This is a genomic window from Vibrio sp. C8, from assembly GCF_054051265.1.
Window position 1 is genome coordinate 12,616 of record NZ_JBPAOE010000010.1, and the last position, 15,481, is coordinate 28,096.

Here is a 15,481-nt window from a genome sequence, read left to right on the forward strand (position 1 = left end):
CTCCTTCGGTGGGAAGAGAGTGAGAGAAGCAGGTTCCTGACACCAAGATCCTACGACTTTTCAAGCGCCTACCGTCCATTCAGAAAAGTAATTGAAAGTGGACTATGAAAGCATTACTTATAGCGGGTACAAACAGCGGAAGCGGTAAAACAACATTCACATTAGGTTTATTAAGAGCCTTATGTCGTCGTGATCTTAAGGTTCAGCCTTTTAAAGTGGGCCCAGATTACATTGATACCGCGTGGCACAGCAAAGTTGCCAAAGTTCCATCGCATAATTTAGATTCCTTCATGCTCGATGAGGAGACTGTAAACGCTTTATTCCATCAACAAACACAAAATGCGGATATCGCTGTGATTGAAGGTGTCATGGGATTATTCGATGGCTATGGTACAGATCCATACTATTGTAGTAGCGCGGGTACAGCTCGAGCTCTATCTTGCCCTGTTATTTTGGTTGTTGACGGCAAAGCTATGTCGACATCGGCCGCAGCCATTGTTATGGGGTTCCAACAGTTTGGTAAAGAGATCAGCATTGCAGGGGTTGTCTTCAACAACGTTAACTCCGATGGTCACTACCAACTTCTAAAACAGGCTGTAGAAACCTATTGTCATATCCCTGCGTTTGGTCGGTTACCTAAGCTACCCGATGTTGAACTTCCTTCTCGTCACTTAGGTTTGATGACTGCGCAAGAATCACAAAATATGGATTCTCAATGGGATGAGCTGGCCGATGCTATTGAGCAGTATGTCGATGTTGATGGATTGCTTAGTGTTGCTCGTTCTGAACTTCATCAAGGTTCTTCTCACACGGTTTATCAAACGATTGAAGGTAAGGGAAAAGGTCTGACCGTCGCAGTGGCAATGGACAAAGCATTTAACTTCTATTACCAAGCTAACCTCGATTTGTTGGTCAGCAGTGGAGCTGAAATCCTATTTTTTAGCCCTCTGGCTGACTCTAAACTACCTGAATGTGATTTAGTGTATATCGGCGGTGGCTATCCAGAGTTATACGCTGAGGAGTTGTCGAAAAATACCTCGATGCTGCAATCGATTTTTGCAGCTCATCAAGCCAATTTGCCAATTTATGCTGAATGTGGTGGTTTGATGTATCTGGGTAGTTCGCTGTCTGACAGTGAAGAAAAAATCTACCCCATGGTCGGGATTTTATCTGGTCAAAGCATCATGACGAACAAACTGAGTCGCTTCGGATATTGCAATGCTAAAGCAGACATAGACACTTTGTTATGTGTTTCTGGTAATGAGTTACGCGGTCACGAGTTTCATTATTCTGATTTTTATACGGATATGGAACCGGCATTTACGCTTACCAAAGTTCATGAAGGTGAAGTGGTTGCAACGTGGCGGGGAGGCTATCAAGTTGGCAATACTTTGGCTATGTACTTGCATGTTCACTTTGCACAGTCACCAGAAATGTTACTTGAGTGGTTTGCAAGAGCGCGGAGCTTGTGATGGCGTTGAGCATTTATATCACCGCGTTCTTTATCGACCTGCTAATCGGTGACCCCCAAAGTTGGCCACATCCTGTTCGGTTAATTGGTATGGCCATTTCCAATGTCGAGAAACGACTTCGCCACATATTCAAAAGTAAAGTGTGGCTTTACTTTGCCGGCGGGATTTTATGGATATCAATTGTGGTTACTGCTGGATTGGTTACCTGGGCGATAATTCATTTTTGTTATGGCATCCATTGGCTACTCGGCACGGGAGTAGAGGTATGGCTTGCATTCACAATACTCGCGACAGGCTGCTTAAAAGATGCAGCTCAAGATGTGCTTGCCCCACTACGTACTCATGATCTTTCACAAGCTAGACTCAAACTTTCCTACATAGTAGGGCGTGATACCAGTCAACTGGACGAAAAACAGATCACCAGAGCAACAGTTGAGACCGTGGCTGAAAACACCGTAGATGGAGTCATTGCGCCACTATTTTATCTATTTATCGGTGGCGTTCCACTTGCGATGGCCTATAAAGCGATCAATACGCTCGATTCTATGGTTGGTTACAAAAACGAACGATACAGAGAGTTGGGCTTCGTATCGGCTCGAATGGACGATTTAGCGAACTTCATTCCCGCTCGACTCTCATGGCTGTTGTTTTCCTTATCAGCTTGTTTGTTAGGGGGCAATGGCAAATCTGCGTTCACAATTGGTTGGCGTGACAGATACCAACATAAAAGTCCAAACAGTGCATGGTCTGAAGCAACTGTTGCAGGAGCGCTTGGCGTGCAACTTGGTGGCCCAAGTAGCTACTTTGGACGGTTAGTCGAAAAACCTTGGATTGGAGATAGCATTAGGGAGATAGAGCCTGAGGATATTGTTCAATCTATTCGTTTAATGTACTTAACGTCGACCTTAGCTCTGGCTCTATTTTCTGTTGCTTATTCCATTCTAATTTAGGGATAACCGTTTGAACTTGTAAAATCGATTGATTCGCTGAACAAGACATATTAGTCTGCAGACGTCTATACATCTAAAAATAATATAAGGGAGTTTGTATGTCAGGTCAGCTGTTGGTTACCATATTAGATGGCGGTATGGGCAGAGAATTGAAGCGCCGTGGTGCGCCGTTTCGTCAACCAGAATGGTCAGCGTTGGCGATGATGGAAGCGCCAGAAGTTGTCGGCGAAGTTCACCGTTCATTCATTCAAAATGGCGCACAAGTTATTACTACCAACAGTTATGCACTTGTGCCTTTCCACATCGGACAAGAGTGTTTCGATTCTCAAGCTGAGGTACTAGCAGACAGAGCAGGCAAGGTAGCCAGAGGCGCGGTCATTGCTGAAGGTAAGCAGACGTTAGTTGCGGGTTCTATTCCTCCACTGTTTGGCTCTTATCGTGCAGATCTCTATCAACCTGAAAATGCTGAAAAAATTGCGTCGCCACTTATCAAAGGGCTCGATGCTCATATTGATGTATGGCTAGCGGAAACTCAGAGTCTGATAGCAGAATCCACTACGATTTATCAGCAGGTAAGGGCGCTGGGCATTGGAAATAAACCGTTTTGGGTTTCTTTTACTCTAGATGACAGTGAGAAAACGGAAGTACCTAAGCTTCGTTCTGGTGAGACGGTTAAGCAAGCGGTTGAAGCGATGGCTGCACTGAATGTGAACGCGATTTTGTTCAATTGCAGCCAACCTGAAATTATGGAAGACGCTTTGATTGTTGCAAGAACGACGTTGGAATCGCTTGATGCCGAAGGGATTCAACTTGGCGTTTATGCCAACGCATTTCCCCCAACAACAAAAGATGCAACAGCAAATGATGGTTTAGATGAACTCCGTGATGATCTCAATCTAACCGTGTACGCAGAAATTGCAGACAAATGGCACAAACAGGGAGCGAGTTTAATTGGCGGCTGCTGCGGCATAGGTCCGGAACACATCAACGAATTGAGCAAACATTTTTCCGATTATCTGCGCCCATAAAAGCAGATTGGACAAACGAAGCCTTAAGTCAACATTAATAAGTTAGTTAAACTGATTATTCGTTATTAATGTCAGCTGTTTATAGGGGAGAGTTAACCTGTGTAGCTCTTCCTTGTTTGCGCCCAATCATGAAGCCCTCTCTAAAGGGTTTCAATTAGTGAGGTCGAATGACCACATATACATGCCATATCAACTACTTGGTATGTAATCCTTGTTCAATCGGTAATGAATACAAATTGTGCTCTTTGCTAAACGAACATCTAATAGGTTTTGCTTAAATGTCTTCTAGCAGCTAACTTCAATATAAATAACGTCTTAAAACTAAAAGATATGATGGATAAAACAGTTGAACCTGCGGACCACAACAAAATGTCATGCAAACAATGTTTAGAGAATAAAGATCTTGGTTTTGATTTTACGATGGCGTTTCAGCCATTAATTCAATACTCGACCAAAACGGTATTTGGTTATGAAGCTCTAGTTAGGGGAACACAAAATGAATCGGCCTTCTCTGTCATTGAGAAGGTGAATGATGAAAACAGATACCGGTTTGATCAACTTTGTCGAGTTAAAGCAATTGCTTTAGCGTCAAAGCTTAATATTGATTCTGTGTTGAGTATTAACTTCCTGCCTAATGCTGTGTATCGACCTGAACTTTGTATTCGTACTACGTTAGAAGCCGCGAAGGAGTATAACTTCCCAATCGAAAACATCATGTTTGAATTTACGGAAGTAGAGAAAATTACAGATAATGAACACATAAAACACATTGTTGAGTGTTACAAAAACTTGGGTTTCAGAACGGCGATAGATGATTTTGGATCGGGTTACTCAGGGTTAAATCTTATGGCGGGCTTTCAAACAGACATCGCTAAATTGGATATGGAGTTAATCCGAAACATCGATAAAGACCCTGTTAAACAAGTGATAATAAAACACTGTTTAGCTATGTTTGCAGAATTGAATATTACGCCACTTGCAGAGGGTATCGAGACCAAAGAAGAGATGATTTTCTTGAGAGATGCCGGTATCAATTTAATGCAAGGGTACTATTTTGCGAAACCTGGATTCGAATCCCTTCCTAGTGTCGACTTTACTCTTCTTTGATTTTGTTCGTTATCAAGCCTTGTTCTCATATCAAAGGTCTGTTCACTGATTTATTGTCGACACATTTAGTTTTCTATTGGTAGTGTCGACAATTAAGTTTCTCCCCATAAAAGTAAATACTTTACTTAATCATTTAAATACAGTTGCTTATGGTGTTTTTCTGTCTTTTATAAACAATCGCTAATGTTATACCTTAGTCTAAGTTGTCGACAATTGGCTTGATTGTCGACAATCTGATCGGCTAAAGTAACTTCATTCCTTGATGAGCGTGTAAGTAGTAGAGCGCTGAACAAGCAAGATGAAGAGATAACATGAATAGTGAATTAAAAAAGCCAGCCAACAACGACAAAGAAAATACCAAATCAGAAAACCTGACTGAGTATTTGATTGAAGCGATTGTAGAAGGTCAGATTGCTCCCGGTAGCAAAATCTCTGAACCTGAGCTCGCTAAGCGTTTTGAAGTAAGCCGTGGGCCTTTGCGTGAAGCCCTAATGCGCATCGAAGGTTTAGGGTTAATCGAGCGTATTCCACATGTTGGTGCGCGCGTTATTCAATTCTCATCTGAAAAACTCGTCGAATTATATGCAGTGCGTGAGGCATTAGAGGGTATGGCGGCTCGCCTTGCTGCTCGCAATATCACCGAAATCGAAATTGCAGGCTTAGAAACACTATTGTCGACACATTCGGCACATATTGATCAAGTTGATGGTGCGTCTTACTTCCACCAGCAAGGTGATTTTGACTTTCACTATCGCATTATAAAGGCAAGCCGTAACAGTCAATTGATTTCATTGCTGTGTGATGAGCTGTATCACTTGCTGCGTATGTATCGATACCAGTCACCACGTGCGCAGTCTCGTCCTGTTGAAGCGTTGGACGAACACAAATTTATCCTGCAAGCGATTCGAAATAGAGATGAAGAGCTGGCAGAAATGCTGATGCGTCGCCACATATCAAGAAGCCGACGTTTAATAGAACAACAGATTCTAAGCGAAGCTAAAGATCTAGATTAAGGAGAATCACATGTTGAGCCCAGGAGCAAAGTTTCGACTTGCAGTTAAAACCAGTAACCCATTGCAGATTGTCGGTACTATAAACCCATATTGCGCCATGATGGCGAAAAAATTAGGTCACCAAGCGATATACCTTTCTGGTGGCGGTATCGCTAATGCGTCATACGGATTACCGGATCTTGGCATCACCACACTCAATGACGTGTTGGTCGATGTTGACCGCATTACCAACGCGTGTGATTTGCCACTTCTCGTGGATATTGATACCGGTTTTGGTGGTGCTTTCAATATTGGTCGCACTATTAAAGCAATGGAAAAAGCGGGAGCAGCGGCGGTGCATATGGAAGACCAAGTAGCGCAAAAGCGTTGTGGTCACCGCCCGAATAAAGCCATTGTTAGTTTGGAAGAGATGGCAGATCGAGTTAAAGCCGCGGTTGATGCTCGCTATAACCCAGAGTTTGTGATTATGGCTCGTACTGATGCGCTTGCCGTGGAAGGTATGGACAGTGCCATTGAACGTGCGATTGCTTGTGTTGAAGCGGGTGCAGATATGATCTTCCCAGAAGCTATGACGGAACTTCAACAATATGAACGTTTTTCAACGGCTCTGCATTCAGCAACAGGTAAACACGTCCCAATTCTTGCCAACATTACTGAATTTGGTCAAACGCCTCTGTACAACTGCGAAGAGCTAGGGAAATCAAAAGTCGATATGGTGCTTTACCCGCTCAGTGCATTCCGTGCAATGAACAAAGCGGCTGAAATGGTTTACAGCCATATTTTGGAAAACGGTAATCAGGAAGCTCTGCTCGATAGTATGCAAACGCGAAAAGAGTTGTATGAGTATCTGAATTACCACAGTTACGAAGACAAGCTAGACCAACTGTTTAGCAAGTAGAAGTAATTAAAAATTAAATCCCTATTGATTGTCTTGCAGTGAGTAGGGAAGCCCAAGAAAACTGAAAATAGTGTTTAGACAAGGCTTTTAAAAAAGCAAAGAAACATAGAAAACGTACAGCTTACGTTTTCGCTAATTATCCAATAACGTGAAACTGCTGAGCTAAAGCACCCAAGAGGTGGATCCAAAGAGGTCGGCTTTTACAGCCCAAAGCAAAGCGAAAAAAGGAGTTCAACATGCCTCATTCCCCTAAAGGAGAGCTAGGCGGAGCTGGCCTACGTGGTCAAAGTGCTGGAAGCACCGCTTTATGTACGGTTGGTAAAACAGGCACAGGTCTAACTTACCGTGGTTACGACATCACAGATTTAGCCAACAATGCGCAGTTTGAAGAAGTCGCTCACTTACTGTTAGTAGGGCATCTGCCGAACCAAACTGAATTAGATCAATACAAAACGCGTCTGATTGGCCTACGTGGTTTACCTCAACCTCTAAAAGATGCACTTGAATTAATTCCAGCAGACGCTCACCCAATGGATGTGATGCGTACTGGTTGTTCAATGCTCGGTAACTTAGAAACTGAACAAGATTTTTCACAACAAGTTGCCGCTACAGAACGTATGTTAGCTTTGTTCCCAGCTATAATCTGCTATTGGTACAGATTCAGCCACGACGGTGTGCGCATTGATACCGAAGATCGCAGCGAAGATTCAATTGGTGGTTATTTCTTAAAAATGCTCACAGATAAAGCGCCAAGTGAGTTGTTCAAACAGGTAATGCATACCTCGCTTATCGTTTACGCAGAGCACGAATTTAATGCTTCAACTTTTGCTGCACGTGTTTGTGCTTCTACTTTATCTGATATGCATTCGTGTGTGACTGCCGCAATCGGCACGCTACGTGGACCACTGCATGGAGGTGCAAACGAAGCTGCGATGGAAATGATTGAGAACTGGCAGACTCCGGATGAAGCAGAACAAAACATTCTGAGAATGCTGGCGAACAAAGACAAAATTATGGGCTTTGGTCATGCTATCTATCGAGAAAGCGATCCGCGTAACGCGCTGATCAAACGTTGGTCAAAAGAGCTTTCTGAATTCGTTGGTGATAAGCAACTTTACGCCGTTTCAGAGCGTGTTGAAGCCGTGATGAAACGTGAAAAAGACCTGTTCTGTAACGCTGATTTCTTCCACGCCTCTGCTTATCACTTTATGGGTATTCCAACTAAGCTATTCACGCCAATATTTGTGATGAGTCGTTTAACTGGTTGGGCAGCACATGTGTACGAGCAACGTGCGAATAACCGAATTATTCGCCCAAGCGCCGATTACACCGGCCCAGAGCATCAAGAATGGGTTCCAATCGAAAAACGCAGTTAACCGTCTAAAAGGCGCTGTACTTATAAAGTGCAGCGTCTTGTTTAATACACATTAAAGCCACTCTTACAAAATCAAATAGGACAGAGTGAGAAGGAAGAAGCGATGAACAATACCTATAAAAAAACGCTTCCGGGAAGCCAGATTAGTTATTTTGACACTCGTGAAGCCGTTAATCAGATATCTCCAAATGCTTACGAAAAGCTGCCTTATACTTCGCGCGTGCTTGCGGAAAACTTAGTACGCCGATGCGATCCTGAAACATTAGTCGATTCACTGAAACAGATTATTGAACGCAAACGCGATATGGACTTCCCTTGGTATCCAGCACGCGTTGTGTGCCACGATATCTTAGGACAAACAGCTTTAGTTGACCTTGCTGGACTGCGTGATGCGATTGCAGAGCAGGGCGGTGACCCAGCCAAAGTAAATCCAGTGGTTGAAACTCAACTGATCGTTGATCACTCTCTTGCTGTTGAACACGCAGGGTTCGATCCTGAAGCGTTTGATAAAAACCGAGCAATAGAAGAGCGTCGTAACGAAGACAGATTCCACTTTATCGAATGGTGTAAAACCGCATTTGAGAATGTCAGTGTTATCCCTGCGGGTAACGGCATCATGCACCAGATTAACCTAGAAAAAATGTCGCCAGTGATTCAAGTCAAAGATGGCGTAGCATTTCCAGATACCTGTGTAGGTACTGACAGTCATACACCACACGTGGATTCACTAGGCGTGATTGCAATTGGTGTTGGTGGTTTAGAAGCTGAAACCGTGATGCTCGGTCGTCCTTCAATGATGCGTTTACCGGACATCGTTGGTGTGAAACTGACAGGTAAGCGTAAACCGGGTATTACCGCTACGGACATCGTACTGGCTATTACCGAATTTCTGCGTAATGAAAAAGTGGTCTCGTGCTACTTAGAATTCTTCGGTGAAGGTGCCAAAGATCTCACCATCGGTGACCGTGCAACTATCTCTAACATGACACCAGAATACGGTGCGAGTGCGGGTATGTTCTATATTGATCAGCAGACAATCAACTATCTAAAACTGACTGGTCGTGATGCAGAGCAAGTTGCATTGGTAGAGCAATACGCAAAAGAGACCGGTTTATGGGCTGATAGCCTTGAAAACGCAGAATATGAGCGTGTTTTGGAGTTCGATTTATCAAGCGTAGAGCGCAACTTGGCTGGTCCTTCCAACCCGCATCGTCGTTTACCTACTTCTCAACTAGCCGATCGCGGTATTGCTGGTAAGTGGGAAGAAAAAGAAGGTGAAATGCCGGACGGCGCAGTGATCATCGCAGCAATTACCTCTTGTACCAATACAAGCAATCCTCGCAACGTGGTTGCTGCTGGTTTGCTGGCGAAAAAAGCCAATCAGCTTGGGCTGGTTCGCAAACCTTGGGTGAAAACTTCGTTTGCACCAGGTTCAAAAGTAGCAAAGCTTTACTTAGAAGATGCGGGGTTGCTCCCTGAATTGGAACAGCTTGGGTTTGGTATCGTTGGTTACGCCTGTACCACATGTAACGGTATGAGCGGCGCGTTAGATCCAGTGATTCAACAGGAGATCATTGACCGGGATCTATACGCTACAGCGGTATTGTCTGGTAACCGTAACTTCGATGGCCGTATTCATCCTTATGCAAAACAAGCATTTCTGGCGTCTCCGCCGCTTGTGGTTGCGTATGCATTAGCGGGCACCATTCGTTTTGATATTGAACGTGATGCGTTAGGCCATGACGCAAATGGCAATCCGATTTATCTCAATGACGTTTGGCCAAGTGATGAAGAGATCGACCAAGTCGTCGGTCAACACGTTAAACCAGAGCAGTTTAACCAAGTCTACATTCAGATGTTTAAGTTGGATGATGCAGAAAAGAGCAGCAGCCCACTGTATGACTGGCGTCCGATGAGTACTTATATCCGCCGACCTCCATATTGGGAAGGCGCGCTAGCAGGTGAGAGAACTCTAAAAGGTATGCGTCCATTAGCGGTATTGGGTGACAACATTACTACTGACCATTTATCGCCTTCGAATGCGATTATGGCATCCAGTGCGGCAGGGGAATACCTGACGAAGATGAATGTACCGGAAGAAGATTTTAATTCTTACGCGACACACCGTGGCGATCACTTAACCGCGCAACGTGCAACCTTTGCCAACCCGAAACTGTTTAACGAAATGGTGAAGGAAAATGGCGAAGTGGTGCAGGGCTCACTGGCTCGAATTGAACCAGAAGGCAAAGTGACTCGCATGTGGGAAGCGATAGAAACCTACATGGAGCGTAAACAACCGCTAATTATTGTCGCGGGTGCTGACTATGGGCAAGGGTCATCACGAGATTGGGCTGCCAAAGGCGTTCGTCTTGCGGGTGTTGAAGCAATTGTCGCAGAGGGCTTTGAACGTATTCACCGTACTAACTTAGTCGGCATGGGCGTATTACCATTGCAGTTTAAAGGCGGCGTGAATCGCAACACTTTGGCCTTGGATGGTACTGAACTTTACGATGTGGTAGGTGGAATTAAACCGGGTGTGGATTTGGCATTGGTCATTACTCGTAGCAACGGTGAAAAACTGGATGTGGCGGTAACGTGTCGATTGGATACCGCTGATGAAGTGAACGTGTATAACGCAGGCGGTGTATTGCAACGCTTTGCTCAAGATTTCTTAGCGCAGTAGGAGATAGAGAATGGCTTCTCAAATCAAAGTTCCTGCTACCTACATGCGTGGGGGAACCAGCAAAGGCGTATTTTTTAAGCTTGATGACTTGCCAAAAGCCGCGCAAGTCGCAGGTGAAGCGCGCGACAAACTGCTGATGCGCGTTATCGGTAGTCCAGATCCTTATGGTAAACAAATTGATGGCATGGGCGGCGCTACTTCAAGCACAAGTAAGACGGTAATTGTTTCGAAAAGCGAAAGTCCTAAACATGATGTCGATTATCTGTTCGGTCAGGTATCTATCGATAGTCCGTTTGTCGATTGGAGTGGTAATTGCGGCAACTTATCTGCAGCTATTGGGCCGTTTGCGATTCATGCCGATCTCATTCCTGAATCACGGATTCCTGACAACGGCATTGTCGAAGTGCGCGTGTGGCAGGTGAATATCAGCAAAACTATCGTCGTTCATGTACCTATCGTTAATGGAATGGTTCAGGAAACGGGGGATTTTGAACTGGACGGCGTGACTTTCCCCGCCGCTGAAATTCAGGTCGATTTTATGGACCCTGCGGACGGTGAAGGTTCGATGTTCCCAACAGGTAACTTGGTGGATGATTTAGTTGTGCCTGACATCGGTACGATCAATGTCACCATGATCAATGCTGGAATACCGACGATTTTTGTTGATGCTTCTGCCATTGGTTATCAGGGTACTGAGCTGCAAGATGATATCAATAACGACGTTAACGCGTTGGCGATGTTTGAAAAAATACGTGCACATGGCGCGTTAAAAATGGGTTTAATCCAAAATTTAGAAGAGGCGAAAACTCGCCAGCATACGCCCAAAGTGGCGTTTGTAGCGAAGCCGAAAACGTATCAATCGTCGAGTGGTAAAACCGTTCTAGAGTCAGATGTTGATGTACTGGTTAGAGCGCTCTCTATGGGTAAATTGCACCACGCAATGATGGGGACAGCTGCCGTCTCCATCGCTGCGGCGGCTTGCGTGCCCGGCACCTTAGTCAATTTGGCTGCGGGTGGTGGAGAAAAACAATCTGTTACTTTTGGTCACCCGTCCGGAACATTAAAGGTAGGGGCAAAAGCCAGTGCGACTGAACAAAACGGCTGGAAAGTAGAAAAAGCTGTAATGAGTCGCAGCGCACGAGTGTTAATGGAAGGTTGGGTGAGAGTGCCTGCTGAAACCATCGAAACTTGTTAAGCCAGAACATTATTCCAAGTTGCCTTTGGCGATAAAACTTGGGGTATAAAAAGGAGAAGCACAATGTCTGCGTATTTGAAGGAATATCTATGGGCAAAAGAGCAACCGGAATCGTTCTGGCATGCGCAAGCCCAGAAAATCGATTGGTTTGAATTTCCGCAAACTATTTTAAAGAAAGACGAAAACGGCATCGAACGCTGGTATCCCGATGGTTTGCTCAATACATCTTGGCTTGCATTGGATTATCATTGCGAGCAAGGTAGAGGCGACCAAACCGCACTCATTTATGATTCACCTGTTGCAGGCAAGAAACAACGTTATAGCTATTTTGCATTACGTGACACTGTAGCGCGTATCGCTGGCATGTTGGCTGACCAAGGTGTCACCAAAGGCGATCGGGTGATTATCTATATGCCGATGATCCCTGAAGCGGCAATGGCGATGTTAGCTTGTGCGCGTCTTGGTGCAATTCACTCTGTGGTATTCGGTGGTTTTGCACCGAACGAGCTTGCTGTTCGTATTGAAGATGCAGAACCTAAAGTGATCATGACCGCTTCATGCGGTATTGAAATCAATAAGGTCATTCCATACAAGCCTATGGTAGATAAAGCGATCATGGATAGTCGCTGGAAACCAGAGAAAGTGGTGGTATTCCAACGTCCTGAATGCTTAGCCGATCTCGACAACGAACGTGATTTAGATTGGAGTGCACAGTACGAGAAAGCATTGCCTCATGCCTGTGTACCAGTGTTGGCAACAGATCCTCTCTACATTCTTTATACCTCAGGTACTACGGGCAAGCCTAAAGGTGTGGTTCGTGATAACGGTGGACACGCCGTTGCCATGAAGTACTCAATGAGCTGTATTTACGATATGCCGCAAGACGGCGTATTTTGGGCTGCATCAGATGTGGGCTGGGTGGTAGGGCATTCCTACATTGTGTATGCGCCGCTTATACATGGTTGCACGACGATTTTATACGAAGGCAAACCAGTAAGAACACCGGATCCGGGCGCTTTCTGGCGTGTTTGTCAGGAATACAAGGTGACGGCTTTGTTCTCTGCGCCAACCGCTTTTCGTGCCATTAAAAAAGAAGATCCGAATGGTGAACTCTTAGAGAAGTACAATCTGAATCACCTGAAAACCATTTTTATGGCTGGTGAGCGTTTAGATCCTCCAACGCTAGAATGGGTACAAGAAAAAACCGATAAGCCCGTCATTGATCACTGGTGGCAAACCGAAACAGGCTGGGCAATTGCGGGTAACCCGACAGGTATTGAATTAATGCCGGTAAAAGCTGGCTCTGCGACTAAGCCAATTCCTGGCTATCAAGTTGAAATCTTGAACGAAGTGGGTGAGGCTCTTCCTCCCAATCAACAGGGTTTTGTGGCACTGAAAAGACCGTTACCACCAAGTTGTTTGACCACAGTTTGGCGTAACCATGATCGATTCGAAACAGGTTATCTAGCTCAGTTCCCTGATTACTATGTTTCTGGCGATGGTGGTTATCTGGATGAAGACGGATATCTGTTCATCATGGGACGAATCGATGATGTGATTAACGTTGCCGGACATCGACTCTCGACTGGCGAGATGGAAGAGATTGTTGGCGCTCACCCAGCGGTGGCTGAATGTGCGGTTGTCGGTGTGCATGATGAACTCAAAGGCCAGCTTCCACTAGGGTTAGTTGTGTTGAAAGATGGTGTGAAAGTTGATCTAGAATCGCTGGAATCTGAACTGATCAATAGTGTTCGTAGCCATATTGGTGCCGTTGCATGCTTTAAACATGCCTTGGTAGTGGAGCGTCTACCAAAAACTCGTTCAGGAAAGATATTACGCCGTATTATCCGTCAGATTGCAGATGGAGAAAGTTACACTGTCCCTTCTACCATTGATGACCCAACCAGTTTGAACGAACTGGAGAAGGTTCTTCATGTGTAAACATTAAACCGAAATAGGTTTATCTATTTCCACTTCTAAGTTCATGACGAACATTTGTGCTCCGATATCGGGGCACTTTTTTTTGTCCTTCGTTTTCCATCTTTCTTTCCATCTGCTCGATCTTAAAAAAATTTACACTTTGAAATATTTTTAAAAACAGATAGTTAGTGTTGAATGCATAAATTCTATGAATTTATAGACTTTACATATAATAAGCAATGCTTACTATATGTAATAACTTGTTACATATACCATCCTGTAAAGCTCAAAAACATCCAACATAGGTAATGTTATGACAACTCCATCGATAGGGTATTTGCTTTGGGACGTGACGCGCATCGTACGAAAACGCTACGAATCTGCGTCGAGTTCTACATGCTTAACGCTCGCTCAAGCAAAAGCTTTGTCGCATATCGCTTGTCGCCAAGGTGTTAAACAGGTCGATTTGGCGGAAGTGTTAGATATCAAGCCTATGACGTTAGTCAGAGTGATCGACTCACTGGTCGAGGAAGGTTTTGTTGAAAGACGTCCTGACCCAACAGACAGACGTGCTCATCTCATTTATTTGCTGCCAGCAGCGGATGAGCAACTTAAGAAAGTGAAAAGTGTCGCCAATGGTATCTGGGCAGAGGCGCTGGACGGTCTTTCAGAACAGGAAATCGAGCAGTTTGTTAAAACGCTCAATCATATACATAGCAATCTTTCTTTAGAAAACAAACCAAAGTCTTAATTTTCAGGAACACCTCGTATGTCTAATTCCAAACCAGAGCATGAAAAACCGGTTTCAACATTAGTGCCTAAATCGCGTCGAAAAACCAAGCGTGCCGTTATGCTCTTTCTTGTCCCTTTACTCGCTGTGGCAGGCGGTGTTGCCATTTACCTGCATGGCGGTAGATATGTTGAAACAGAAAACGCTTATGTGAAAGCGGATAAAACGTCCATCACTTCTGAAGTATCTGGCCGTATTATTGATGTGCCAGTGGAAGAGAACCAGTTAGTGAAAGCAGGGGACTTGCTGCTTCAAATTGACCCGACGTCATACAAAATCGCTGTCGAACAAGCTCGTGCTAATTTGAATGATGTAAAGACCACGCTAACGACATTAAAAGCAGAATACCAAAGCAAACTGGCTAACATTGAAGTATCAAAAAGCCAGCACGAATACCTGAAGAAAGAAGAAAAACGTCAACTTGATCTGCTCAAGAAAAAGTACACCTCTCAATCTCAATATGATTCAGCTCGTCAAAATACGCTTCTGGTTGAACTTGAAGTGAACGCGCTTAAAAAAGGATTAAAGCAGGTTGAAGAGAGTCTTGGTGGTGATGTAAACGCACCAATCGAACTTCACCCTAAATATCGTGCAGCGGTAGCGGCGTTAGATAAAGCGGAAAACGATCTTGCGCACGTAAACCTTTATGCGCCTGCTGACGGTGTGGTGACAAAAGTTGTGGAGAAAGGTCAGTACATTTCACCGGGAAGCTTAGCAATGATGTTGGTGTCGGATTCAGATATCTGGATTGAAGCAAACTTTACCGAAACTGAATTAACATACGTGAAAACCGGTCAAGATGTTGAAGTGAAAGTGGACTATGCACCGGGCTTTACTTGGAAAGGTAAAGTGGAAAGCTTAAGCCCTGCTACGGGTGCTGAGTTCTCGGTTATTCCTGCACAAAACGCTACGGGTAACTGGGTGAAGATCGCGCAACGTTTACCAATCCGCATTCGGCTAGAGCAAGAAGAAGGCGCGCCTAAATTGCGTGCTGGTTTAAGTGCCGTAGTCACTGTCGACACTCACCATCAACGTCATCTGTCACTGTAA

At 44.6% G+C, this 15,481-nt stretch carries 12 protein-coding genes; all 12 read left to right on the top strand.

Translation table 11 applies throughout. The features are described 5' to 3' along the window. Positions 1-104: 104 nt before the first annotated feature. The 12 genes from ACRQQK_RS05710 (at position 105) to ACRQQK_RS05765 (ending at position 15,481) form a co-directional block, all read left to right on the top strand. Positions 105-1,472: a cobyrinate a,c-diamide synthase gene (locus ACRQQK_RS05710; RefSeq protein ID WP_457510394.1), complete on the top strand. Its 1,368-nt coding sequence runs from the start codon at positions 105-107 to the stop codon at positions 1,470-1,472. Then, complete coding sequence (gene cbiB / locus ACRQQK_RS05715) at positions 1,472-2,422, top strand: adenosylcobinamide-phosphate synthase CbiB (protein ID WP_457510395.1); 951 nt, start codon at positions 1,472-1,474, stop codon at positions 2,420-2,422. The genes ACRQQK_RS05710 and cbiB overlap by 1 nt, the downstream gene beginning before the upstream one ends. Before the next feature lie 98 nt (positions 2,423-2,520). Further along, complete coding sequence (locus ACRQQK_RS05720; RefSeq protein ID WP_457510396.1) at positions 2,521-3,450, top strand: homocysteine S-methyltransferase family protein; 930 nt, start codon at positions 2,521-2,523, stop codon at positions 3,448-3,450. 369 nt (positions 3,451-3,819) lie between these two features. Further along, entirely contained in the window at positions 3,820-4,557 is a 738-nt protein-coding gene (locus ACRQQK_RS05725) for an EAL domain-containing protein (RefSeq protein ID WP_457510441.1), read from the top strand. Positions 4,558-4,868: 311 nt separating this feature from the next. After that, entirely contained in the window at positions 4,869-5,570 is a 702-nt protein-coding gene (locus tag ACRQQK_RS05730; RefSeq protein ID WP_457510397.1) for a GntR family transcriptional regulator, read from the top strand. Positions 5,571-5,580: 10 nt separating this feature from the next. After that, entirely contained in the window at positions 5,581-6,468 is an 888-nt protein-coding gene (prpB, locus tag ACRQQK_RS05735) for a methylisocitrate lyase (RefSeq protein WP_457510398.1), read from the top strand. A 236-nt stretch (positions 6,469-6,704) separates the two neighbouring features. Beyond that, positions 6,705-7,844, top strand: a complete 1,140-nt coding sequence (gene prpC, locus ACRQQK_RS05740; RefSeq protein ID WP_457510399.1) for a bifunctional 2-methylcitrate synthase/citrate synthase — start codon at positions 6,705-6,707, stop codon at positions 7,842-7,844. Between the two features lie 102 nt (positions 7,845-7,946). Continuing rightward, positions 7,947-10,526, top strand: coding sequence for a Fe/S-dependent 2-methylisocitrate dehydratase AcnD (acnD, locus tag ACRQQK_RS05745; protein ID WP_457510400.1), 2,580 nt, complete (start codon positions 7,947-7,949; stop codon positions 10,524-10,526). 10 nt (positions 10,527-10,536) lie between these two features. Continuing rightward, complete coding sequence (gene prpF / locus ACRQQK_RS05750; protein ID WP_457510401.1) at positions 10,537-11,721, top strand: 2-methylaconitate cis-trans isomerase PrpF; 1,185 nt, start codon at positions 10,537-10,539, stop codon at positions 11,719-11,721. A 63-nt stretch (positions 11,722-11,784) separates the two neighbouring features. After that, positions 11,785-13,662, top strand: a complete 1,878-nt coding sequence (locus ACRQQK_RS05755; protein WP_457510402.1) for a propionyl-CoA synthetase — start codon at positions 11,785-11,787, stop codon at positions 13,660-13,662. A gap of 292 nt (positions 13,663-13,954) precedes the next feature. Next, a complete protein-coding gene (locus ACRQQK_RS05760) occupies positions 13,955-14,392 on the top strand; it encodes a MarR family winged helix-turn-helix transcriptional regulator (RefSeq protein ID WP_102954912.1) in 438 nt (145 codons plus the stop codon). Between the two features lie 18 nt (positions 14,393-14,410). Next, complete coding sequence (locus ACRQQK_RS05765) at positions 14,411-15,481, top strand: HlyD family secretion protein (protein WP_457510403.1); 1,071 nt, start codon at positions 14,411-14,413, stop codon at positions 15,479-15,481.

Excerpts from the sequence above, each read along its gene's own strand:
- prpF (WP_457510401.1), top strand. The coding sequence starts at position 10,537 with ATGGCTTCTCAAATCAAAGTTCCTGCTACCTACATGCGTGGGGGAACC.
- cbiB (WP_457510395.1), top strand. The coding sequence starts at position 1,472 with ATGGCGTTGAGCATTTATATCACCGCGTTCTTTATCGACCTGCTAATC.
- ACRQQK_RS05765 (WP_457510403.1), top strand. The coding sequence starts at position 14,411 with ATGTCTAATTCCAAACCAGAGCATGAAAAACCGGTTTCAACATTAGTG.
- ACRQQK_RS05760 (WP_102954912.1), top strand. The coding sequence starts at position 13,955 with ATGACAACTCCATCGATAGGGTATTTGCTTTGGGACGTGACGCGCATC.
- ACRQQK_RS05725 (WP_457510441.1), top strand. The coding sequence starts at position 3,820 with ATGTCATGCAAACAATGTTTAGAGAATAAAGATCTTGGTTTTGATTTT.
- acnD (WP_457510400.1), top strand. The coding sequence starts at position 7,947 with ATGAACAATACCTATAAAAAAACGCTTCCGGGAAGCCAGATTAGTTAT.
- prpC (WP_457510399.1), top strand. The coding sequence starts at position 6,705 with ATGCCTCATTCCCCTAAAGGAGAGCTAGGCGGAGCTGGCCTACGTGGT.
- ACRQQK_RS05720 (WP_457510396.1), top strand. The coding sequence starts at position 2,521 with ATGTCAGGTCAGCTGTTGGTTACCATATTAGATGGCGGTATGGGCAGA.
- prpB (WP_457510398.1), top strand. The coding sequence starts at position 5,581 with ATGTTGAGCCCAGGAGCAAAGTTTCGACTTGCAGTTAAAACCAGTAAC.
- ACRQQK_RS05755 (WP_457510402.1), top strand. The coding sequence starts at position 11,785 with ATGTCTGCGTATTTGAAGGAATATCTATGGGCAAAAGAGCAACCGGAA.
- ACRQQK_RS05710 (WP_457510394.1), top strand. The coding sequence starts at position 105 with ATGAAAGCATTACTTATAGCGGGTACAAACAGCGGAAGCGGTAAAACA.
- ACRQQK_RS05730 (WP_457510397.1), top strand. The coding sequence starts at position 4,869 with ATGAATAGTGAATTAAAAAAGCCAGCCAACAACGACAAAGAAAATACC.